At 60.9% G+C, this 20,244-nt stretch carries 17 protein-coding genes and 2 pseudogenes; 11 read left to right on the forward strand and 8 right to left on the reverse strand.

The annotated features are described in order from the left end of the window. Window positions 1-207 precede the first annotated feature (207 nt). On the forward strand, window positions 208-1,701 hold the full coding sequence (locus tag QXZ94_RS26695) for a DUF1963 domain-containing protein (RefSeq protein ID WP_315723440.1): 1,494 nt from the start codon (window positions 208-210) through the stop codon (window positions 1,699-1,701). A 572-nt stretch (window positions 1,702-2,273) separates the two neighbouring features. After that, window positions 2,274-2,756, forward strand: a complete 483-nt coding sequence (locus QXZ94_RS26700; protein WP_315723442.1) for a hypothetical protein — start codon at window positions 2,274-2,276, stop codon at window positions 2,754-2,756. Between the two features lie 132 nt (window positions 2,757-2,888). On the opposite strand, the gene QXZ94_RS26705 is transcribed toward QXZ94_RS26700, so the two are convergent. From QXZ94_RS26705 to QXZ94_RS26715, 3 genes and pseudogenes are all read right to left on the reverse strand, one after another. Then, entirely contained in the window at window positions 2,889-3,047 is a 159-nt protein-coding gene (locus QXZ94_RS26705) for a hypothetical protein (protein ID WP_172113004.1), read from the reverse strand. Window positions 3,048-3,801: 754 nt separating this feature from the next. Beyond that, window positions 3,802-4,086: pseudogene (locus QXZ94_RS26710) on the reverse strand (IS110 family transposase); the annotation flags it as partial. 190 nt (window positions 4,087-4,276) lie between these two features. Next, complete coding sequence (locus QXZ94_RS26715) at window positions 4,277-5,506, reverse strand: MFS transporter (protein ID WP_315718668.1); 1,230 nt, start codon at window positions 5,504-5,506, stop codon at window positions 4,277-4,279. Window positions 5,507-5,642: 136 nt separating this feature from the next. Here QXZ94_RS26715 and QXZ94_RS26720 point away from each other — a divergent pair, with 136 nt between their 5' ends. Beyond that, on the forward strand, window positions 5,643-6,170 hold the full coding sequence (locus QXZ94_RS26720; protein ID WP_409977906.1) for a bifunctional transcriptional activator/DNA repair enzyme AdaA: 528 nt from the start codon (window positions 5,643-5,645) through the stop codon (window positions 6,168-6,170). A gap of 204 nt (window positions 6,171-6,374) precedes the next feature. Here the strand turns inward: QXZ94_RS26720 and QXZ94_RS26725 are convergent, their stop codons facing one another. Together QXZ94_RS26725 and QXZ94_RS26730 are read right to left on the reverse strand one after the other, a co-directional pair. Further along, the gene (locus tag QXZ94_RS26725) at window positions 6,375-7,727 is read right to left on the reverse strand and encodes an IS1182 family transposase (protein ID WP_315723445.1); all 1,353 of its coding nucleotides are present in this window, start codon (window positions 7,725-7,727) and stop codon (window positions 6,375-6,377) included. Window positions 7,728-7,847: 120 nt separating this feature from the next. Next, the gene (locus QXZ94_RS26730) at window positions 7,848-8,324 is read right to left on the reverse strand and encodes a hypothetical protein (RefSeq protein WP_315723447.1); all 477 of its coding nucleotides are present in this window, start codon (window positions 8,322-8,324) and stop codon (window positions 7,848-7,850) included. Window positions 8,325-8,573: 249 nt separating this feature from the next. Between QXZ94_RS26730 and QXZ94_RS26735 the strand changes: the two genes are divergently transcribed. The 5 genes from QXZ94_RS26735 (at window position 8,574) to QXZ94_RS26755 (ending at window position 13,153) form a co-directional block, all read left to right on the forward strand. Continuing rightward, window positions 8,574-10,013 (forward strand): IS1182 family transposase, encoded by a 1,440-nt coding sequence (locus tag QXZ94_RS26735; RefSeq protein ID WP_315716201.1) that lies wholly within the window; start codon window positions 8,574-8,576, stop codon window positions 10,011-10,013. A 156-nt stretch (window positions 10,014-10,169) separates the two neighbouring features. Then, a complete protein-coding gene (locus QXZ94_RS26740; RefSeq protein ID WP_315715829.1) occupies window positions 10,170-10,604 on the forward strand; it encodes a hypothetical protein in 435 nt (144 codons plus the stop codon). Between the two features lie 367 nt (window positions 10,605-10,971). Beyond that, window positions 10,972-11,418 carry a hypothetical protein gene (locus QXZ94_RS26745; RefSeq protein ID WP_315715830.1) on the forward strand — a complete coding sequence of 149 codons (447 nt, stop codon included), beginning with the start codon at window positions 10,972-10,974 and terminating at the stop codon, window positions 11,416-11,418. A gap of 215 nt (window positions 11,419-11,633) precedes the next feature. Beyond that, window positions 11,634-12,413 carry a class I SAM-dependent methyltransferase gene (locus QXZ94_RS26750; RefSeq protein WP_315715831.1) on the forward strand — a complete coding sequence of 260 codons (780 nt, stop codon included), beginning with the start codon at window positions 11,634-11,636 and terminating at the stop codon, window positions 12,411-12,413. Window positions 12,414-12,670: 257 nt separating this feature from the next. After that, window positions 12,671-13,153, forward strand: a complete 483-nt coding sequence (locus QXZ94_RS26755) for a hypothetical protein (protein WP_315715832.1) — start codon at window positions 12,671-12,673, stop codon at window positions 13,151-13,153. 287 nt (window positions 13,154-13,440) lie between these two features. On the opposite strand, the gene QXZ94_RS26760 is transcribed toward QXZ94_RS26755, so the two are convergent. Next, window positions 13,441-14,364: a LysR substrate-binding domain-containing protein gene (locus QXZ94_RS26760; protein WP_315715833.1), complete on the reverse strand. Its 924-nt coding sequence runs from the start codon at window positions 14,362-14,364 to the stop codon at window positions 13,441-13,443. Window positions 14,365-14,464: 100 nt separating this feature from the next. Here QXZ94_RS26760 and QXZ94_RS26765 point away from each other — a divergent pair, with 100 nt between their 5' ends. Further along, window positions 14,465-15,871, forward strand: coding sequence for an MFS transporter (locus QXZ94_RS26765; protein WP_315715834.1), 1,407 nt, complete (start codon window positions 14,465-14,467; stop codon window positions 15,869-15,871). 68 nt (window positions 15,872-15,939) lie between these two features. Here QXZ94_RS26765 and QXZ94_RS26770 read toward each other — a convergent pair whose 3' ends face one another. Together QXZ94_RS26770 and QXZ94_RS26775 are read right to left on the reverse strand one after the other, a co-directional pair. Further along, entirely contained in the window at window positions 15,940-16,215 is a 276-nt protein-coding gene (locus tag QXZ94_RS26770; protein WP_315715835.1) for a conjugal transfer protein TraD, read from the reverse strand. A gap of 1 nt (window position 16,216) precedes the next feature. Further along, a pseudogene (locus tag QXZ94_RS26775) lies at window positions 16,217-16,543 on the reverse strand (conjugal transfer protein TraD). A gap of 169 nt (window positions 16,544-16,712) precedes the next feature. On the opposite strand from QXZ94_RS26775, the gene traA reads away from it, so the two are divergent. Continuing rightward, the gene (gene traA / locus QXZ94_RS26780; RefSeq protein WP_315715836.1) at window positions 16,713-19,724 is read left to right on the forward strand and encodes a Ti-type conjugative transfer relaxase TraA; all 3,012 of its coding nucleotides are present in this window, start codon (window positions 16,713-16,715) and stop codon (window positions 19,722-19,724) included. A 128-nt stretch (window positions 19,725-19,852) separates the two neighbouring features. Further along, the gene (locus tag QXZ94_RS26785; RefSeq protein WP_315715837.1) at window positions 19,853-20,068 is read left to right on the forward strand and encodes an AlpA family transcriptional regulator; all 216 of its coding nucleotides are present in this window, start codon (window positions 19,853-19,855) and stop codon (window positions 20,066-20,068) included. Window positions 20,069-20,244: the final 176 nt, after the last annotated feature.

Consider the following 20,244-nt stretch of genomic DNA (forward strand, 5'->3'; position numbering starts at 1 on the left):
CGCAAAGCCAGGCGGCAGTCACGTCACGCTAGCCAGCCCGGCAAGCGGAAACCAGATCGAAGATGAAGCCGATCGCCCCCGGCGGCGTGCGATGCGCCCTCCGCCACAAACAGCGCGGTTGCTCGACTTTGCGCCCTTTCTGCGACGATCAATTTACCTGAAGTTGCAACAATGGCGCGGGAATCGTCAGCGGGACTCGTGATACCAATGAGCATCGTTTTTCTGCGCAAGCCTGCCGCCGGCAGGACGAGAGTTCAGTCGTCGGTCATCCTGCGACGGCAGGTACCGATCCGGTTCGACGAGCCCGCACGGTCGTGGCTCGGCGGGCTGCCGCAGATGCCGGACAACATTGCCTGGCCGCGAACCCGCAGCGGACCAATGCATTTTCTCGCCCAGATCGCCTGCGCCGATTTGCCAGCGCAGATCTGGCATGGACGAGGGCCGCGTGACGGCTGGCTGCTGCTGTTCGTCGATGTCCTGCAGATGGAGGACGAGGACGACGAGGAGAACCGTCTCTCCCGCGTGCTGCATATCGATCAGCTCGGGCCCGAACGGCAGCCGCCGGCCGACATGCCGACCGTGCGCCACGCCCTCGCCGACCATATCGGTCAGTTCGCGCCAGAGATGCGCGCCGGCGTACCGAAGCTCTGGCGGCGCTGGCCCATCGACCTCGTCGTCCAGCCCGTTCCTGCGCCGCCCGCGGAAGACGACGAATCTGACTGGGAGCCGGTGCAGGTCACCGGCGCCGAGCTCTATGGCGCGCCGGAGGACGAGGAGAGGATCGACCGGATCGCACAGGACGAGCCGAGGCCGCTGACCCGGCGCGGCGCGCTCTATCTTGTCGAACGAGTGATGCACCGCCTGTCCGCAGAGAACGATCGCAGGCGTCCGGCCAAGGTCTTGCAGCCAGGCTGGCTGGCCCAGTCCATCGCCGCGCTGCAAGCATCCGTCGAGACGCATGAAGCCGGCGTAGCGCAAGCCGCCGCACAGCTGCAGGAGTGCCCGCCGCACGAGCTGAGCAGCCGCCAGCAATATCTCGACTATCAGCGTGATCTGCATGCGGCAGCCAAGCGGAAGCTTGCGGATCTCGTTGCGCTGACGCAGCCGATGACGGAAGACGCGCTGGCCGCGGAGATCGCCCGGGCCGGCCAGGCGCATGTGTGCTGGTTGGAGCGGCAGCTGGCCGAGCTGGAGGATCTCAAGCGGCAGATCCTGACGCAGGATCTCGATGCCATGCTCGATGACGACGGCTGGGCCGCCATGAAGGCCGCAATGACCGCTGCACGGTCCGAGTACTGGATGTGGTGGTCGGATCCTCCGACCGACCTGCGCAAGGTCTGCAACAGCCTGCTCGATTATGCGCAGGACGGCCTGCAATTCGCGCTGCGCGAGGATCTCCTGGATCTCTACACGCGCAGCGCAGCCGCACGGGACGCGATCCCTGAGGTCCTGCGCGCCCGGCTGGAGCCGAAGCTGCGGAGCATCTCGCGGTCGACCACGCCGCACCGGATGGGCGGCCCGCGCGACGTGCTGCAGAACTCAGCCGATGCGGCCGACGACGATCTGCTGTTCCAGCTCGGCTCGGACGATGCGATGGGATGGATGTGGGGCGACGTGGGCGTACTGCTGATCTATCTGCATCCATCGTCTCTGAAGATGGGGCGGCTCAAGCGAGCCTATGCCGAGATCGACAGCCATTGATCTCGGCGCGAGGGGGCGGGCGCCTTCCGCTTTCCGTGACAGGCAAAACGCCTTCGCCTCGCTCGTTTGTAAGCCGTCGGAAACCGACGGGTCTTCCCTCTTGCTGCCACAGGTCATCCTTGGAATGCCTGTCACTGAGATTGTCGTGTCTCACTTGAGGGGTGCGGTCCAGTGCTGTCACCGTAATCCTCCATCTGCCTATGTCGACTTCATATTCATCGACAACGAAACAGTCTGGATACGCATAGGACCACGCCGTGAATTGAATTTAAAGAACAGCACAGCCCGCCTTGCGGGCTGTGCTGCGTTGATGGTGCTCTCTTGTGTTGCGGGTCGTCACTTTGAATGCGATCCTCTCAGCTAGAGCAGACGGGACTTGGGCCATGAAGGTTAGAGAAAGAAATCGGAGCCTCGCTGGCCGCTGTTTGCTGGCCCTTGTCGTAGCATCTTCTCTGGTTGAGAGCTTGGCGCGAACGGCCAATGGAGGGGTGTTGACATCCAGCAGCGGACCTGACTCGAAACGTCTTGCCGGATGGGCCAAGATGCCAGTTCCTGCAAGCGCAGAGCTCGTGATGAACATTGCTGAGACTGAGACGGCAGTTACGTACTTTCCCGATCGTGTTCCGGACAATATCGCCGTACTTCGGCTTCCGCAAGACGCAAAGGACATCATCGTCGCGCGTGTGCGTCTCATACAACAGCCCGTCTACATGGTTGGAAGAGACGACTCCGGTGGACCATCAGCGACACCGCTTCCGAAAGACAACTACTTCGCGCAGCTGAAAATCCTTGCGGTAGAAAGCGGAGTTAGCCCAGCAAGTGGATCAATTGATGTACGCTTCGGCTCGCGAGCCGAAGTCCGGCCCATCATGGTTCCGTACACGCCCGATCAACTTCGGCGCGATTACATTGTAGTCATTTACGTTGATCCAGAAGACGGTGAACGGCGCTTGGCACCAGTCCCGGTTAGTCAAGATCAATACGCGCAGTGGTTGGCCGAGCAGTCGGCTTACGATGTTCTGCGTTTCAACCCGAAATCCAAGACTAAAAAATAGAGTTGCGGTGACGCTGATCCATCGACGGCCGCCGACAGAATTCCGAAGATCAGAAATTTTGTTGACAGGATCCCCAAATCAGTGATCTTATCCGGCCATCCCGCCCGCACTGAGAGGGGCGCATCGCGATCGTCACGGGACGTTGCGGCGGGGAGCGGTGGCCGCGGGGCGACGCAGCATCTCGATGGAGGTGCGGACGAACGTCGTTTCGCGGACGGTCAAGCCGTGTGGTCCCGACACCCCGACGCTGGTGTCTTGGTCGGCGACGATGTCGATGACGGGGGCAAGCAAGCCGGTCCCCTGGGAGAGCACGGAGCAGCCGTAAACCCATTGCGCAGGGAAGGCCGGGTTGTTTCCGGCTGAGCCTGTGGTTCCTGCCCCGTGCATTTCTTTCGCACGGGGGCTGTTTGACAGAGTTGATCGGATATCGGAGAGCGCGGCTCAAGCGAGACTTGGGGGGGCTCAAACGCCCGGCTTCGCCAAGAGGCTTCGCCGAGCACGCTTCGCCCTACGGGCTACGGCCTGGCTGCGCCACGCGTAGCCCGAAGGGCGAAGCGTGGTGCCGCAAGAGGGCGCCTCGCTATAGGCGCATCCTACTGACTTAGCTTATGTATTTTTGTGCGATTTCAACGAAAGCCAACGAAAAGGCCAACATTTTTCGCGGCCACGGCCGAACGATCCCGACCGCCGCGCAGATTTGTCGCTGCGCGTGCGTGTGGCGGATTGAACACCGATGCCGGGTGCGCTCCGAAGGCGAAGGCCAGACGTTCGAATCGTGTCGCGTGCGCCACTTCGGTACCAAACTGGGCCGTCTTTGCGCCCGAGGCACCGACCAGCGTGCGCAGGAGCGCGCTTTCGATCCCATGATGCGAAGCTCTTTCGCGTCCACTTCCACGCGTTGGGCGAGCGCGCGGAGGTAGTCGCGCCGGTAGCTCTTCGAGTCAGTCCTCATGCGTTTGCGGGCCTGGCTGGCGAGGTTTTGATTGCCTGGGGTGTGATGCTCGGCCCAGCCCGATCCAGCGCACCCTCAGCCTGCTCTGCGCCAGCGCGGGCTCTTGTTGCGCTGCGCCTTCAGCGCCGCCCGCACATGCTGGGTCTCCAGGCAGATCGCCGGCAGGCGAAGCTTGAGCAACTCGGGATGCAGCCACGGCAACAGCGCCCCGGCCTCGTGGCCGACCCGCCTTAAGCGGCCGAGATATGGCGCCAGTGCTCCCCTGACCGCATTCGGGTCGGTCATCACCGCGACCTCCAGCAGCACTTCGCCCTTGTCGTCGACCACGCAAATCGTGGTTCGATCCATGCCGACATCCAGCCCGCAGAAGAACTCCATTGCGCGCCTCCTGTGTGGTCGAGAGCGCTCATTCTGCATGGCCGCCGCTGTCGCGTCAGCTGACGGACGGTCAGGCCGATAACGGACGGCAGTCCTAATCGGTCGAGATCCACACCTACTCGGTCGGTAAGGTTGGGTATTGTCGATAGCGGACCAGGAGGCGGACATGGCAATGCCGACGCGAATGACCCTAAGCTGACCTCGCCGGCGGGACCACGGCCTTACGCCCAAGGAGCACAACCATCGCAGCCAAAAGCTGGATGCAAGCGACAATCCCGAACGCCGTTCCATAACCCGAAGTCGCATCGCGGAGAGCACCAACAATGGCTGGCGCGAACGCAAATACTGCCTGATTGATGGCAACGATCAGCGCAACCACCGCCACCACATCCTTACGATCGAACTCCTTCTGCGCGATCAATGGCGGCAAAGTCGTAAGATTCCCGATGCCAAATCCGAAGATGACGCAGCCAAATGTCAGTACGATCCATCCGTTGCCGAAGATGAGCAGCAGAACTCCTACGGTCTGAACCGCGAAGTTAATGGCTGCGGCGATCCGCCGGTCGTGATCTCCGATCCACCATCCCGTCAGAGTCCGTCCGATTACTGCACATGCCGTCGCTAGGCTGAGAAGCAGGCCCGCAGTTGTCGCACCAACATCGGGAGTGAGGCGGGAGACCAAGTGTGACAGAAGGCCGATCTGCGCAAACAAGCCAAGCGCAAACGCCGCCGAAAGCGTAAGGAATCCCGGCATACGAATAATGCTAGAGCGAGATAGTCTCGTTGTCGGTTTCGCGACAACCGTAGGCACTCCGTTGCCATCGGGAGAGAGACCAAGGCTGGTGGGGGACAGCCTGAAGTATCGAATAGAAATCCAACCCATAACGCCGAGGGCAACAATGGACACGGCCAGCGCCGCGGTTTGAAAGCCGAGCCAATCGATCAAGAAGAGCCACAAAGGCACGAACAGAACCCCCCCGACACTTGCGCCATTGAACGCCAGACTCATCGCCTTCGGGCGATCGCGCTCGAACCATCTGGCGACAATGGCGTTTAGGGCAGCACCACTTGTAGCGGCCCAACCTCCCGCACTCGGAATGGCCGCTAAGAAGAGTTGCCACGGCTCCCACGATCTGGACCATCCGATCAACCCGATGGCCATCAGAAGAGCACCGCCCAGTGTCGTCCCGGCAATCCCAATTCTGCGATGAATGTCGGGCAAATACGCGACCAGGAGCGCACTCAGCACGAAATGAAAGGTAATGGCAGCCGAGATTTCCGAGATGGACCATCCGCGCGAGGAGTGCAGAGTCGGAAGAAAGACCGAAGGACCATAGAAGCCGATGCCCCAGGCGAGCACCGCCAAGGTAAAGGCAGCCCATGCCACCGACCAACCAACGAAATGCTGCTCGTCACCCATTGTCTCGCTCACTCATGCTGATAGGTTGATGGCGTCGTAGCAATTGGAGCGTGTTGTGGCTCGCCGGAATCGGACTCCGTCGTCGGCTTTAACGGACATCGGGAGGCTTGATCCCGTTGTATGCGAACGTGCCCGAGTGAGTCGCGACAAGAGCTATGACGGCCTGTTCTTCTCAGGCGTCCGAACCACGAGGATCTATTGCAGGCCGGTGTGCCCGGTGCGCCCCGCCAAGGCCGAAAACGTGACGTTTTATCTTTCGGCAGCTGCAGCTGAGCAGGAGGGATTTCGACCATGCCTCAGATGCCGCCCCGAAACGGCACCGTTCTCTCCAGCTTGGAAGGGCTCACGGACGACAGTTGAGCGCGCCCTACGTCTGATTAGCAGTGGTGCACTAGACGATGCGAACATCGAAACACTCGCAGAACGTCTCGGCATCGGACCGCGGCATCTATCACGCCTATTCAAAAAATATGTCGGCGCAAGTCCCGCCCAAGTCGCGCGAACGGGGCGTGTTCAACGAGCAAAGCGTCTCTTGGACGAGACGAAGCTTCCGATGACCGAGGTCGCACTTAGATCAGGATTCTGCAGCCTACGGCGTTTCAACAGTGTGTTTGCTGAGGTATACAAGCGTCCACCGACTTCGATCCGGCGGGCGAAGGCTTGATCCGCTAATACGAACCCGCCCGACGTCTGATGTTGTCCCATCTGGGACCTTCGGGCCGGCGCCTGGAACGCCTACTGCTGGATACAACCGGACGTAAGTTACTGGCCGACCGGAAGGTGGCTTTTGACCGATTCCGTTGAAAAAGTCGGCAGTAGTTTCGTCGTGAACGCCATCTGTTTCGAGGACGAATTGGCGCGTTGTGGTTCACGCGGGCGTCAGCGCGGGCATCGGGATCAGCTTGGCCATCTTACGAAGGTTCTGAGCGGCTGCAGCGAGGGTGAACTCGTCGCGTGCGCCGTTCGGCCCTCTTAGTCGCAGCCGATCTAGCTTGAGGATGCGCTTGAGATGCGCGAACAACATCTCAATCTTCTTGCGGAGCCGGCGTGAAGTGCGGCCTTCCCATGAGCTTGCGATCTCGCGTGCCATGTCGCGAGCGCCCTCGTAGATCGAGCGCGGCACTTTTCGGGCCGGGGTGTTGGGGCAACACCTGCTTCTTAGAGAGCATGCTTGACAATCGCGCTTGCTCGCACGGTAGAGGACCGTCGTGTCGTTGTTCACCAGCGTCCCTGTAGTGGTGAGGGGGTTGCCAGCGGGGCAGCGATAGACGTCCCTGGTATGGTCGTAGGTGAAGGCCTCACGCGAGAAGGTCCCGTCGGTGCGGGCCGACTTGTCGAAGACGGTCACGTGCGGCTCGATCCCGTGCTCGTAGACCAGCCACCCGAGCATCTCAGCGGAGCCATAGGCGCTGTCGCCGAGAAGCCGGCTTGGATAAAGATCGAACCTTTCGATTGAACGCTCAATCATGCGCTTGGCGGCCAATACTTCTGCCTGGCGGATCGCCGTGGTCGCTTCGACATCGACGATGATCGCATTCTCGACGTCGACCAGATAGTTCGTCGAGTAGGCGAAGAAGGCTTGGCCGCCGTGCGCTCCCGTCCAGCGCGCCGCCGGGTCGGAGGGCGATACAAACTTGGGCGTGACCTCCGTCGCGGCACCGAACGCGGCATCATCAAGAACGGCAAGATACTCGTCGATCGCTCGACCCGCAGCCTCCGGCGGAAGCCTCTTATCGCCTTCGATTCCCTTCTGCCGATTGGCATCCGCCTTGATCAGGCTCGCGTCGACTGCGAACCCTTCGCCGCCGATCAGGCGCTCCCGGATGCAGCGGCGCAAGACGGTCTCGAACACGCGACGGAAGAGATCGCTCTCACGGAAGCGGCCGTGCCTGTTCTTCGAGAACGTCGAGTGATCGGGGACAGCTCCATCCAGACCCAGCCGGCAAAACCAGCGGTATGCCAGATTGAGATAGACTTCATCGCAGAGGCGCCGTTCCGATCGGATGCCGAAGCAATAGCCGATCAAGAGCATCCTGATCATCAGCTCCGGATCGATCGAGGGCCGCCCGATGTTGCTGTAGAACGGCGCCAGCTCCCGCCGTAAGTCCTCAAGGTCGACGAACCTATCGATCGACCGCACGAGGTGGTCGGCTGGGATGTGCCTTTCCAGCGAGAACTCATAGAACAACGCAGCCTGTTCGACTTGCCGATGCCCCATCATGACCTTCAGTCCTGCCCACTAGACAGACTGAATCACCGATATCTCTGCGTCGCAACTGCTGACTTTTTCAACAGAATCGACCCTGAGCAGACATCCCGGTCAGATGCGGACTGATAGCACTCAATGGACCTTTGCATCAGCCTCAATATGCTCGACGGATCGCATCGTATTTTTGAGGTGTTCGGCGCGTTCGCGGACCAGCCAATAGATCAAGCCTCCGATCGCGCCAGAAATCAGAACTGGGAGTCCGTTTGCCTCTAGGGCCAGCGCGAAGCCTTCCGTGAAGCTTGGATGGCCGCGCGCGGGGAATAGGCCTCCCAAGCAACCCCAAGCGAGGATCGCTGCGAGAGCCGAACCGCTGGCGCTGTAGACTGGTCCTCCAAAAGGCAACCATCGCGACATCCCCGTGATCAAGCACCAAGGCAAGAACATCAGCAAAAGCGCCAACGCAAAGACATAGGGCCAAACCTGCAAGGTCTCGCTCCCAACTTCAATGAGGTTCAGCCCTTTTCCTGCCGGATCGCGGGAGTCGCGACAGGCCATCCAAACGGTGAAGACCGCTGATGACGTTGCGCTCGCGGCAAAATAGGCCGCCAAGCGGGCCACTATCCTCATGCCATCGTTCCCCTCTGATGCCCGGATCATCTGGATGATTGCACGGCTCCCTTTGAAGGCCCAGGTCGGCTTGTGGCCCGTTCCGGACCTTCCCGAGGGCGCCGATGATGTCCCCTCTCGGGGTAGGGCCGGAAATCTGCATCCGAGGACCGATAGGCTGCTTGTGACCCTGGCTGTGTGAAAACGCTGCGCGGCTGTTATGATTCTCCAGTGATTCTTTTGGGGGAATCGATGAGGCGCTTCGTTGAAGAGGCGGATCGTGGGCAATGGACGCTGTTGCCTGAATGCCTCGATGATTTCATTGACGAGAGCAACCCCGTTCGCGTGATCGACGCATTTGTCGAAGCGCTCGATTTGTCTGAGATGGGTTTTGAAGGGGTGGAGCCGGCAGCCACCGGTCGGCCGTCGTACCACCCCTCGGTTCTCCTGAAGCTTTACATCTACGGCTATCTGAACCGGGTGCAGTCGAGCCGGCGGCTCGAACGGGAGGCCGGCCGCAATCTCGAGGTGATGTGGCTGCTGGGTCGGCTCGCGCCTGATCACAAGACCATCGCCGACTTCCGTAAAGACAACGGCCTGGCGCTTCGCATGGTCTGTGCGCGCTTTGTCGAACTCTGCCGTGGGATGGGCCTTCTGGCGACGGCGAGCGTCGCCATCGATGGCAGCAAGTTCAAAGCCGTGAACAACCGAGACAAGAACTTCACACGGGCAAAGGTCCAACGGCGGCGTGCTCAGCTGGAGGAGAGCGTCGCGCGTTATCTGAGCCAACTTGACACGGCCGACCGCCAGGAGCCGACAGAGGCGCTGGCTGCGAAGGTGACGAGACTTGCCGAGAAGCTCACGAAGCTGAAGGAGGAAATGGGCAAGCTTGCCGCGTATGAGAAGCAGATGCTTGCGTCGTCCGATCAGCAAATCTCTCTGACCGATCCCGACAGCCGCTCGATGGCAACGAGCGGCCGCGGCTCCGGCGTTGTCGGCTACAATGTACAGGTCGCCGTGGACACCGAGCACCATCTGATTGTGACGCACGAGGTCACGAACAGCGGTTCAGATCGCGCCCAACTTGCTAACATGGCCAAACAGGCAAAGGCCGTTCTCAAGAGCGAGACGCTCGACGCTGTAGCCGATCGCGGCTACTTCAATAGCCCAGAGATCCTCGCGTGCCACGAGGCCGGAATCACGGTGACGCTGCCCAAGCCGCAGACGTCAAATGCTAAGTCGGAGGGACGCTTCGGTAAGCAGGACTTTGTCTATTTGCCAGAACAGGATGCCTATCGCTGCCCAGCTGGAGAGCGATTACCGTATCGCTATACAAACGAAGAAGACGGCAAGGTGTTGCGGCGCTACTGGACCACAGCCTGTCAAACCTGTTCGCTCAAATCCCAGTGCACGCCGGGGCCGGAGCGGCGGATTACACGGTGGGAGCACGAGCATCTGCTTGAGGCAGTGCAGCAGCGCCTTGACGCAAACCCGGAAGCGATGCGCCAGCGGCGCGAGACGGTCGAACATCCGTTCGGCACGATGAAGGCCCGTATGGGAGCGACGCACTTCCTCACTAAATCGCTCCCAAAAGTAGCCGCCGAGATGGCCCTATCGGTTCTGGCGTACAACCTCACACGGGTCATGAACATCGTCGGGGTCAAGCCGTTGATCGCGGCAATCACAGCCTGAGAAACGCCCGCGTCCTCGTGGTCAGGACGGACGTCCGCAAGGCCGTTTTTACACGACCAAGACCCGAAGCCGACTTAATCAGAATTGAGCCGAACGCTTAATCGGGCAGCAACTTTAGCACACTAATCAGTGTCCGTATGACCCTGGTAACCGCACATGCCTCATGAATTGCTGAGCGGCATTCTCGGAAGCCTCGCAGCAGAGGTCGCTTCTAAGATTGCTCCTGCGCGACAGGGTGGCGAATTTGCCGAAGTTCCGGCTGAAACACTCCAGCGGCAGAACCGCCGGCTTTATCGTTACCTGTTGGCTAGTGGCTGCTTGGGGTTTGCCACTCCCTTGTTGGCTCTTGCCATAGGGAGTGAGGACGCGCCGTGGCGCAACGCCTGGTTAACCGGGGTTATTTTCGGCCTGCCATTTCTGATCATGTTGATCTTCTTGGCGCTCGTCTGGGCGACACGAGGCAGCAAAAGGGCAACGGAGCTTTTGTTCTACTTCGAGAGACAACAGCGGACTCACATCTACGTTTTCTACCTGTACGCCGTGCCGCTAGCGGTGCTGGGACTCACATCCTCGGTGCTGGTGTGGCTCTAAGCACCGCTAACGAGATTACATTGAAGCAGAAGCATCTCGTTGCTGAAGTACTTTGCTGGCGTAGAATGTGACCACTTTCCCGGGTCAAATGTCCGTCTAGCCAAAAAGGTCGGCAATCGGCATGTCGCCTATTGGCCCCTCGCGGACCTTTCCAGTCGGGACGGTGACGTCTGCTCCCGGAGGTCGACCGGAAGCAAGCCGTCCAGGGGGCAAAAGGACCGGCTTTGACCTAAACCGGACCTTCGTTCGCACCGCTGTCATTTTGGGGTTGCAAAGCTTCAGTCAACGTATGCTGGTACGTTGAGGGAGAGTACCGAGGCATCGTGGCCTCCTGGAGTACAAGCAATTTGGCACTTTGCGGCGACCAGTGAGTCAAACGACGGCCGATCTGCCCGACATCTCGTATCCCGTGCTTTGTTGGCGAGAGGGCTACATCTATCTGGCTGCGACGCCACTCGAACTCTGTGCACATCCCCGCTCGATGTTTGAGGAGACGGCCCAACGCGCCCGCGCTGGCGAATGGCACTTAGTAGACGCCGACGGCCGGTCGTTCGATGTTCTAGACTTTATTCGTGTTCGCCCGTTCGGCGGCATCAGAGCCATCGGACCATGGTTGCTGCGTTCGATTTTTGCGATTCCGGTGCTGGCCAATGAAGCGAGGCTGCCGCTGTCCGAGTTTAAGAAAACGCTGATCGGCGCGATCAGGATTCGCTATCAATATGACTCCGATAAGGCACCGGCGGCACGGGCCATCAGGCTTCTGCAATCTGCTGATTCGTATGCAGCGGCTATCGACGCGCTGCCAAAGAGGTGACGGCGACAAGTAGCCCTTCGCTTTTGTCGCGTTTACTTCCGCTGCTGGCCCGTCCCGGACCTTCGGTCCCGCCGGTGATGTCGGCTTCCGGGCCTCGACCGGAATAAGGGAGCCGGGCACCGACCGCCGGCTTTTTGACCCGAAGCGGAAGTGGGCTGTTGGACGGGCAGACGCCGCTCAGGTTATGTTCCCTAACCGCCAAAAGGGGGCAAACGATGGAGCAGCGTTTCACATTCGATCAGGTCGCGAACGTATACAGGGCCTCACGACCCGATTACCCTGAGGCTCTGATTGACGATGTCATGTCATTTGCAAACCTAGAGCCAACCGATGCCGTTCTTGAAATTGGCTGTGGAACGGGTCAAGCAACAAAAAGCTTTGCGAAGCGGGGTTTGCAGATCGTCGCCATTGATCCCGGATCGGAAATGATCCGCTACGCGCGCGAGACTTTGGCGAGTTTTGCCAACGTGAAACTAGCCGAGGCTACTTTCGAGGCGTGGCCAGTTGGAAATTCAGTGTTCGCTCTAATCTTTGCGGCACAGGCGTGGCACTGGGTATCCCCGGAAGTGCGGTTCGTAAAAGCCGCCCAACTGCTTTCGACTAACGGAACACTGGCCGTCTTCGGGCACGTGCCTGTCGGACTACCCTCACATTTACTGGAACGGTTTAAGCAAATTTGGCTACGTCACACGGGCTCGTGGGGGGCGCCGCCCGAAGCTTGGTACCTACCGAACGGCCCGTTTAAGGACTGGTTTGACCAGTCGCAGTTGTTCGGGCCCGTTGAACACAAGTGCTATCTGTGGAAATGGCAGCACACGGCGTCCAGCTACACCGAGTTTCTGAGCACGCGGTCGGACGTTCGGTTACTCGCGGCAGAGACGCGTGAAGACCTGCTCGATGAAATTGCAAAAGCAATCGACGATCAAGGAGGCGGCCTCGACATCGATTATGAAACGCATCTTTACATTGCTCACCGTATTGATGGCGACAAATAGCCCTTCGCGTTAGCCCATTTGTCGCGTTCACTTCCGGTTCTGGCCCCCTACGGACGATCCAGAGCGGCATTGAGAATGTCCGCTTTCGCGGTTTAACCGGAAGCGAGCCGTCAGACGATCAGAAGGCAGCTTTTCGAATCGGACATCGTTAGTTTTTAGTAACGGCCGCACAAAAGATGCTCTCCTTCGATTTCCGCTTCCTTGTCCAAGAGCGGTATTGAGTGCGGCGTGGGCAATGTCGGCAAGCGACCAGGAAGATGAGAACAAAGCTCGCAATTGCAATGCTTCTGAGCTTCGGTGTGATCGTTCTAGGCCACGCGTACCTTCGCGGCTACGCACCCTTCACCGCTCAATTTGTGCAGACATGTGATAGAGCAATCAAGGAGCGGTTGGTTGCTCCGTCCACCTATGAGCGGATCAGCGTAGACGAGTCTCGGAAGACAATCACGTTCGACGAGTTCTTCAAAGACCCGATACGGCGAGTGTCCGAGGCAGCCAAGAAAGCCATTGCCCAAGTCGAGCGAGCTTCGCCGGTTCAGTATATCGCGCTCATCGATTACCAAGCTCAGGATCGTATCGGTGCCATCATTCGCGAAAGCGCAACATGCACTTTCAACTCACTTGATGGGAGTGACATGCCTGAACGTACAGGTTTTGTGCAGGTCGACGGCGAACATAATATTACGTGGGCTGCGAGGCAGCCGAACGCGGCCGCGCTCCTATCGCGCCTGGGACGGTGACTGGTGGTCGGCTATTGGCCCATCACGTCGATCCTGCGATTGATCGAAATGGCCGCTATCGAGGGGTAACCGGACCACCAGCGGAATCGGGAAGACAGTCGCCCATGAGGCGTAGCGGAAGATCGTAGTCCGTCGCTGGTTATCCGGCCGGATCGCTTTGGCGGCCGCTGCATCATAGAGGTATAGCGAAGCAGTAGTGCCCATCTTCATCGGCCGTGGTGCGCCATTTCGATTGGGTACACCGTAGTTGCGGAGCAATTCAGAGGTCTGCGTTCTGCGCATCGTGTTCAAGCCGAGGGGCAGTTTGCCGTAACCAATGTTTCTCGAGAAAGCCAATTGACTAAAGTCCGGATAGCTCGATCACCGGTGAGTTCTGGACGCCAACGTGCCACATGGACTTTGCTCGAAGACACGTGAGGCGTCGCCAACAACGCCGGTACGAGGCGGCCATCGGCGACTGCGTCGGCGATCAGAAGCGAGCGTCCAAGCGCGACCCCGCCGCCTTCGACGGCAGAGGTGAGGCAAAGCCCGATATCACGCAGAACCGGCCCGCGGGAGACGGCCTGGTTCACGCCAAGTGTCTTGAACCAGAATTCCCAACTCCACTCACCGGCGGGATCGCTCCCCTTGCGAATCAGCGGAAGCTCAATCAGACCGGCCGGATTCGCCAGCGGCTTGCCTTCAGGCAGCACACGTGGCGCGCACACCGGAACCACCCGTTCCTGAAACAATGGCGCTTGAGTCGAACTGGGCCGTGCTTCGGCAAGCGACGTCCAGACGATACGAAGATCGACTGAACTCGTCGCGTCCTGCTCCGCTTGGATTGGCTCGAACTCGACATCGATGTCGGGATGCTCCGACTGAAACGATGGAAGTCGCCTGACGAGCCACCACGCGGCGAACGCCGGGCCTGAACCCAATCTGACGGTTTGGCGGCTGGCGCGGCGGCGCAGACGAGGCTCCAGTCCGGCCATGGTGTCGAGCAACATCGCAAGTTCGGCTCGCAGCAAACTTCCTTCGGCGCTCAGCTCGACCCCGGGATTGAGTCTGCGGAGCAGAGTCGTCCCGTAAAATGTCTCGAGCTGCCGAATTCGATGACTGACCGCGCTCTGGGTCACACCAAGTTCTTCAGCCGCGCGAGTGAATGAGCGGTGGCGCGCGACGGCGTCGAACGCGACCAATGGAGCAAAAGGTGGAAGGCGACGGACCATCGGAGCAAGAAGTGATCAATGAGAACCACATGATACAGTTTCATGAGATTTTGAGAATGCTTCATTCGCTGCCAAGCCGTTTTTCCGCCAGCCTAAGGCGATGGCAGAACATCTCGAAATTGCGCTGGTTGAGGATCCGACAATCGCGGATAACGGTTCTTCTTCACGATTGCCGCGGTTTGCGCTTCTTGCGGCGAGTGTCAGCGGATTCCTGTTCCAGGTCGATCTCACGGGCCTGGCCGCAGCGCTACCGGACATCGCCAGCAGCTTAGGGGTCCCGGTGCAAGACCAGGCCTGGATTATCGACATCTACAGCCTCGCTCTCATCTTCGCGCTTCCGGTTGCCGGTCCGTTTGCAGACCGACACGGGCGGCGAAGAGTGTTCATTGGCGGCGGCGTCTTGTTTGCTCTCTCCTCGGCACTGTCTGCGGCGTCGACCACGTTCGAGAGCCTGCTGGCGTGGCGCGTGCTGCAAGGCGTCGCAGGCGCTGCGATCACGTCGGCGGCTGCGGCGCTACTCGCGGCCGCTTATCCGGGTAAGCGACGCGCCTGGGCCTTCGGCATCTGGGGTACGGTCATCGGTGGCTCAATGGTCGTCGGACCACCGCTCGGAGCAATCATTGCCTCCTATGCTGGCTGGCCGTGGATCTTCTGGATCAATCTTCCGCTCTGTATGGCGCTCGTGGTCTTCGCCTCGCCGCTGGCGGAATCGGAACGTGTCGGCTCTCAACCGCCAATGGATTGGCTCGGGCCGAACCTGCTAGCGCTAGTCGTCGGTTCCTCAGCGTACGCGCTCCTCTCATCAGGCGGATTTCGTGGGATAGCATTGGCTACAACCGTGCTCGCTTCTTGTGCGTTCTGGGTCGTAGAGCGCAGGCACCCGCGGCCGGCCTTTGATTTCGGACTGTTTGCGTCGGTTCCGTTCCTTGCCCTTTGTATCACCGCTATTGCAAGTTCGATCGGTTACTGGTCCTTGCTCGTCCATCTGCCGCAGATGATGCGCGGGCCGATGGGGCTCGATGCAAGTCGCTCCGGATTGCTGCTAACCGCGCTCACCATACCAATGCTCCTGCTGCCTAGTCTGGGCGCGCGCTTGTCGCAGTGTATGCCGGCACGGTTCTACTTCGGCGGAGGACTGACGGTGGTTGGCGTCGCGGCATTGTTCCTGGGAGCCATTTCAAGGGATCTATCCAGCTCGGCAGCGACGTGGGCCGTGGGCGCGATGCTGCTCCTGGGCGGAGCGGGGTGCGCACTGTTCAACGCTCAGATCACGGCCTTCTCGGTTTCCTCGGTTCCAGCCGATCGAGCGGCGACGGCTGCCGCCATGTGTGTCACAATGCGTCAGGTGGGCTTTGCTTTCGGCATCGCGCTGATAGGAGCCGTCCTGAATCTGGGCGGTAGCGGCCTGTATCCACCCGCTTTTCTTCTCGTCGGTGCGATCACGCTTGTGCTTGGTGCAATTGTGTTTGCCTTGCTCTCAATTCCTGTCGCAAGGGAGCTGCAGTAAAGCGGCAAACCAACTTTGCAGTTGATATTAGGATCGTGCAATTCACCAAGCGGGCTGCTGCGGAAGCGTTAGTCGGCCAACGTGCGATTGTCGCGCATTCTACGAACTGTGCGCGTTTCCATTGCAGGGTCCGTTTCGAACGCTTGTTTTCCCTTCGCGGCCCAAAGCTCACGTGCCCGTTCGCCCTCACCGCTTTTAAGCTTGTCAGCCATCCAAAGCAGCGCGCCCAAGATCGTGGAACGGTCGTCACCGGTCAGGTCCACGATGCCGGCTTTGACCACGAGGCCGCCGAGTTCGATGAGGTGCCGGGTGCGCTTGCGGCGTTCGACCTGCCACGCGCGCATGTCATGTCGCGCTTTTGCGGCTTGATGCCGGTTGCGCGCCGTCCGGTTGCCCAGGAGCGCCGTCCGTGTTGCGGTCAGTTGCTGGCGCATTTCAGCGCGTCCGTCCTTGAAAAAACGCGGCGCCGCGCTTGGCCCATGCCTCCCTCTTCCCGGCCTCCTTCGTCTCGGCCAGCACGATCAGCGCGCCTGCCAGTTCTTCAGCCGTCAGTGTGTCAGCTCCGGTCGCGATGACCAATTCGCCGAGCTGGCGCACCTTTCGAGTTTTCAGCCCGCGCGCTTTGTCTTCGAGTGCCTTCAGATCCGCATCAAAGTCTCGTGGCTTGCGCATCATCGTCTCCATGAGCTCGATGGAGAAATAATAGGCGAGCACACCGCAGAATGCTGTAAGGTCATCAGGACGAGCTGAGACGGGGTAGTCCCTCCCGAGATTTTTTCGAGGAGGGCGCGCTTATACGTCGTTCCGACGTGCGCTTCGCTGTGCCAGTGATCTGGTCGCGATGGCGATCTATCATCTTCACGTCAAGGTCATTGGCCGAAAGGCCGGGAGCAGCGCGGTAGCATCGGCGGCCTACCGCTCCGGCTCGCGGCTGCGTGACGAGCGGCTCGGCCGCGATCAGGATTTCTCCGCCAAGCGCGGCGTCGTTCATTCCGAGGTCATGCTGCCGGAGAACGTGCCGGAAGCATGGAGCGACCGCGAGCGGCTTTGGAATGACGTCGAAGCGCACGAAATCCGGAAAGATGCCCAGCTGGCCCGCGAGGTGGAGTTTGCGCTTCCGCGCGAGATGAGTGAGGCGCAGGGCATCGAGCTAGCCCGCGATTTCGTTCGGAGCGAGTTCGTGGGTCTCGGTATGATCGCCGATCTCAATGTGCATTGGGACAGGGCGGAGGACGGACTGCCGAAACCTCATGCCCATGTCATGGTGACCATGCGCTCGGTCGACGAGAGCGGCTTTGGCAATAAGGTACGGGACTGGAACCGTACGGAGATGGTCGAGCGCTGGCGCAGACGCTGGGCCGAGCTTGTCAACGAGCGGCTGGCCCAGCTCGACATCGACGCGCGGATCGACCATCGCAGCCTGGAAGCCCAGGGCATTGCGCTGGAGCCGCAAAGCCAGATCGGCGCGCCCGCCAAACGGATTGAGATCCGAGGCATTGCGGGCGACGAGTCTGAGGCCGACCGGGCCGAGATGCACCGCGAGATCGCGCGCAACAATGGCGCGCGGATCATCGCTGATCCCTCCCTTGGACTGGACGCGATCACCCAGCAGCAATCGACCTTCACGCGCCGCGACCTGGCAAAATTCGCGCACCGGCACAGTGACGGGCTCGACCAGTTCGATGCGGTCATGGGCGCGATACAGGGAACGCCCGATCTGATCGAACTCGGTAAGGACGCCCGCGGCGAGGATCGGTTCACAACCCGCGGAATGATCGAGACGGAACAGCGCCTGCACCGTGCCGCTGAATTGTTGGCGGGAGGGGAGCGCCTCGAGGTGCGAGATGCGGAGCGCAGGGCGGCTTTGGCGCGTGCGGAAGCGCGCGGCCTGGTGCTGTCATCCGAGCAGGTTGACGCCTTGGCGCACGTCACGGGTGGACGCGATCTCAGCGTCGTGGTCGGCCATGCCGGGACGGGAAAGAGCGCGATGCTGGGGGTGGCACGGGAGGCGTGGGAAGCGGCTGGCTTCGAGGTCCGGGGCGTGGCGCTGTCCGGCATTGCCGCGGAAAACCTTCAAAGCGGATCGGGCATTGCGTCGCGCACGATTGCCAGCCTGGAGCACGGCTGGGGACAGAGCCGTGATCTGCTCAAATCGAGCAATGTGCTTGTCATCGACGAGGCGGGGATGGTCGGCACGCGGCAGCTCGAGCGCGTGCTGTCCCATGCCGCCGAGGCTGGCGCAAAGGTGGTGCTCGTCGGCGATCCGCAACAGCTGCAGGCGATCGAAGCGGGAGCGGCCTTCCGGTCGATTTATGAGCGTCACGGCGGCGCCGAGATCGGCGAAGTGCGCCGTCAGCGGGAGGACTGGCAGCGCGGTGCCACGCGCGATCTAGCGACCGGCAAGGTGGATCATGCGCTCGGAGCTTACCGCGCCCATGGCTTGGTGCACGAGGCCCAGACCCGCGAGCAGGCTCGAGGGGATCTGATCGAGCGTTGGGACCGCGACCGGCTGGCCTCGCCGGATCGGAGCCGGATCATCCTCACCCATACCAACGAAGAGGTCCATGCGCTGAACGAGACGGCGCGCGAGCGGATGCGGGCAGCGGGCAATCTCGGCGACGAGGTGGAGGTGACGGTCGAGCGCGGCACGAGAGACTTTGCGGGCGGCGATCGGGTCATGTTCCTGCAGAACGAGCGCGGGCTCGGCGTCAAGAACGGCACGCTCGGAACCATCGAGCAGGTCAGCGCAAAATCCATGACCGTGCAGACCGACGATGGCCGATCCGTGCGCTTCGACCTCAAAGATTACAATCGGCTCGACCATGGCTATGCGGCGACGATCCACAAGGCGCAGGGCATGACGGTGGACCGCGTCCATGTGCTGGCGACGCCCGGCATGGACGCCCACAGCAGCTATGTCTCCCTGTCGCGGCATCGCGACAGCGTCGACCTGCATTATGGCCGTGACGACTTTGCCAATGAGGTTCGGCTGGTCCGCGCCCTGTCGCGCGATCGCGCCAAGGACATGGCTTCCGACTACGACCGTGCCGATCCGATCCAAAGCTACGCCGAGCGGCGTGGGATCACGTTTCGCGAGCGCGTGGCCGAGATCGTACGCAAGGTCATGCCGGAGAAGCTGCGCGACATGTTCGACGGCCTTCGCGTTCCTGGGGAGGTGTCCGACCGATATGGCGGACAACGGCCCGAGCCCGGGTCGCCGGAAAGGGAAAGGAGTGGTACGGCAACCGACCGGCGTGAACCCGAAGTGCCGGCAAGGAACGTGGCGCAAGATCCCGAGGTGGAAGCACGTCGCGTCCGGACCCGGGCGCTCGTGCGCCATGCCCGCGCCGTGGATGCGATCTTCGCGGAGCGGAAGATAGGCAGGCAGGCAAGTCCGGAGCAGGTGAAAGAACTACAGACGGCCCGCCATGCCTTCGAGGCGGTGCGGCCTTATGGCTCGCATGACGCCGAAGCCGCCTACCGAAACAACCCGGAGCTCGCCCGTAAGGCGGCGGCCGGTCAGGTCAGCCCCGCCATCCGTGCGCTCCAGATCGAGACCGAACTTCGCACCGATCCAAGCCGGCGCGCCGATCGCTTTGTGGAGCGCTGGCACAAGCTTGGCCACACCAGTCAGCGCCTATACCAAGCTGGCGACATGTCCGGCTACAAGGCTGCGCGCTCGGCAATGGGCGACATGGCCAAAAGCCTCGAACGCGATCCGCAATTGGAATCCATCCTCGCCGGCCGCAAGAACGACCTCGGCATCGCGTTCGAATCCGGCCGCCGGCTCGGCCAGGAGCTAGCCCTTGCCCACGGTATCGGCCTTGGAAAAGACCGAGGCCTCGAACGCTGACTAGGCCTATCTGCCGCCGCTTGGGCGCCACGCCCCGACAAGTCGAAAACCCAATTGCACGCCCGCCAGGCGGTGGCCTCTCTTCTCTCAGCAGCCGTCAGAACCAGCCAGCAGGAGGCAGCCCGGCCATGCGCGAAGCGGACCGCATCATCCGTTTGAAAACCGTTCTCGCGAGGACCGGGCTGTCGCGGTCCACGATCTACCGCAAGATCGCCGAGGGCACATTCCCGGTTCAGATCAAGATCAGCACCAATGGCAGCGGTTGGCATGAATCCGAAATCAACCGGTGGATCGCAGATCCTGTCTCGTGGCGACCGAGGGGCGCGCTCGGTGAAGTCCGGTGACGAGAAGATGAACGTCAATCGTCGTTGTCCTCGAAACGCATGATCAACAACGCGCGCGTCCGCCGTGGCGGCAGCTTGCCCTATTCCTTAGAGAGGCGCGTCTTCGGCCCGTTGCTGATTGGACCGTCAATCGGTCCTAGTTCTGCGCTGATAGCAACAGGCTTGTCCTGCGCTGA

This window comes from Bradyrhizobium sp. SZCCHNS2022, assembly GCF_032377575.1.
In the GTDB taxonomy this organism is placed as follows: domain Bacteria; phylum Pseudomonadota; class Alphaproteobacteria; order Rhizobiales; family Xanthobacteraceae; genus Bradyrhizobium; species Bradyrhizobium aeschynomenes.

What these genes read in the sequence shown, in the direction of transcription:
- QXZ94_RS26695 (WP_315723440.1), top strand. Translation starts at nt 208, where the DNA reads ATGAGCATCGTTTTTCTGCGCAAGCCTGCCGCCGGCAGGACGAGAGTT.
- QXZ94_RS26700 (WP_315723442.1), top strand. Translation starts at nt 2,274, where the DNA reads ATGAACATTGCTGAGACTGAGACGGCAGTTACGTACTTTCCCGATCGT.
- QXZ94_RS26715 (WP_315718668.1), bottom strand. Translation starts at nt 5,506, where the DNA reads ATGGGTGACGAGCAGCATTTCGTTGGTTGGTCGGTGGCATGGGCTGCC.
- QXZ94_RS26725 (WP_315723445.1), bottom strand. Translation starts at nt 7,727, where the DNA reads ATGATGGGGCATCGGCAAGTCGAACAGGCTGCGTTGTTCTATGAGTTC.
- QXZ94_RS26735 (WP_315716201.1), top strand. Translation starts at nt 8,574, where the DNA reads ATGAGGCGCTTCGTTGAAGAGGCGGATCGTGGGCAATGGACGCTGTTG.
- QXZ94_RS26740 (WP_315715829.1), top strand. Translation starts at nt 10,170, where the DNA reads ATGCCTCATGAATTGCTGAGCGGCATTCTCGGAAGCCTCGCAGCAGAG.
- QXZ94_RS26750 (WP_315715831.1), top strand. Translation starts at nt 11,634, where the DNA reads ATGGAGCAGCGTTTCACATTCGATCAGGTCGCGAACGTATACAGGGCC.
- QXZ94_RS26755 (WP_315715832.1), top strand. Translation starts at nt 12,671, where the DNA reads ATGAGAACAAAGCTCGCAATTGCAATGCTTCTGAGCTTCGGTGTGATC.
- QXZ94_RS26760 (WP_315715833.1), bottom strand. Translation starts at nt 14,364, where the DNA reads ATGGTCCGTCGCCTTCCACCTTTTGCTCCATTGGTCGCGTTCGACGCC.
- QXZ94_RS26765 (WP_315715834.1), top strand. Translation starts at nt 14,465, where the DNA reads ATGGCAGAACATCTCGAAATTGCGCTGGTTGAGGATCCGACAATCGCG.
- QXZ94_RS26770 (WP_315715835.1), bottom strand. Translation starts at nt 16,215, where the DNA reads ATGCGCGCGTGGCAGGTCGAACGCCGCAAGCGCACCCGGCACCTCATC.
- traA (WP_315715836.1), top strand. Translation starts at nt 16,713, where the DNA reads ATGGCGATCTATCATCTTCACGTCAAGGTCATTGGCCGAAAGGCCGGG.
- QXZ94_RS26785 (WP_315715837.1), top strand. Translation starts at nt 19,853, where the DNA reads ATGCGCGAAGCGGACCGCATCATCCGTTTGAAAACCGTTCTCGCGAGG.